Genomic DNA, 807 nt, shown 5'->3' with positions numbered 1-807 from the left:
TAGCAAATAAAATATATAATAATTCTCTATATTGATCTTCTGTAATTTCACGCTTAGTTTTTTGACCACAATTAATTTCAGTTATACTTGTATTTGTTAAAGAAATATGACCAAAATCCGTCAATTTGACTGTAATGGGTCCTTTATTGAAAATAGATTTCTCATCTTCTATCACTCTTCTTTGAACATCGTTTACTACTGTCTCATCAATAATATGTTTATAAAAAGCATGACAAACTTTCCATTCTCCATCAATATCTATTCTTTCTAGAACATAGTTTCCTTTACTCGTATCTTTTTGTCTTACTCGATACGAACCGTTTTTAGCAGAAACAAGTTCGCCAGTAAACGGTACTGGCACAAGAGGTACTAATGAAGCGATACCTACATCAATTAAGTACCTTACGTTTTCGTAATTTAAAATAATTGTTATATGCCCATCTTCAAGTGCCCAAGCGTTTATATCATTTTTATATACGGTACCCAGTGCGAGTTGTACATCATAACCACTATCTTTTAAAAAATAATAAAAAAGAGTATTTAATTCATAACAAAGTCCGCCGCGGGATCTAGTTAAAATTTTCTCTTGTAAGTTTTCCATAGAAATTGTATTCGCATTACTTGCTATTACATCTAAATTCTCAAACGAGATTGTATGGGCAAATGCAAAGAGTATTGTACTTAATTCTTCAAATTTTATTTCAGTACGTTTTTCAAGGTTTAATCTTGTAAACAGTTGATCTTGTAAACTTGTCATAATCAGCACCCCTTAATAGCTATAAGTTAAAATAGTATATGCTGATTGTA

General features: G+C 30.5%; 1 protein-coding gene. It reads right to left on the bottom strand.

The annotated features are described in order from the left end of the window. Positions 1-757: arylamine N-acetyltransferase family protein (locus KI356_RS27580; protein WP_212937049.1), on the bottom strand; the 757-nt coding region annotated here is incomplete at its 3' end. Positions 758-807 lie beyond the last annotated feature (50 nt).

Source organism: Bacillus hominis (genome assembly GCF_018332515.1).
Taxonomy (GTDB): domain Bacteria; phylum Bacillota; class Bacilli; order Bacillales; family Bacillaceae_G; genus Bacillus_A; species Bacillus_A hominis.
This window is presented reverse-complemented; position numbering and strand designations above follow the sequence as displayed.